The organism is Flavobacterium soyae, from assembly GCF_021245985.1.
Classification (GTDB): Bacteria; Bacteroidota; Bacteroidia; order Flavobacteriales; family Flavobacteriaceae; genus Flavobacterium; species Flavobacterium soyae.
In genome coordinates, this window is sequence record NZ_JAJQXA010000069.1 from 1 (window position 1) to 279 (window position 279).

Annotated in this window: 1 protein-coding gene; it reads right to left on the reverse strand. The window is 54.5% G+C overall.

What is annotated here, in order from left to right:
* The coding region (locus LUU93_RS21955) for a HipA domain-containing protein (RefSeq protein ID WP_232683237.1) at positions 1-276 on the reverse strand (276 nt) is incomplete at its 3' end.
* Between the last annotated feature and the right edge of the window lie 3 nt (positions 277-279).

The window sequence follows — 279 nt, forward strand, 5'->3', positions numbered from 1 at the left end:
TCCCAGATAGCGCGCGACTCTGGGCCATTTCCTGACGACGCCCTGAAACCTCTCGATGGTTTGTCTGGCATCGTCAGCAGACACTCGGAAGTAGCCTGCCACGCTCATTGCCAAATCAAGGTCCATGGCGTCATCTGCCTCTGAAACGTTGAGCCTCAAGCCAGTATCTCCAGGGACAGGGTTCATGTCATACGCAGGCGAAAGACGCCAACCGCGCCCTGGCTGCAATAGGAAACCATGGTTTCGTAGATGATCGTCAGTATTCGAAACCAGCATGTT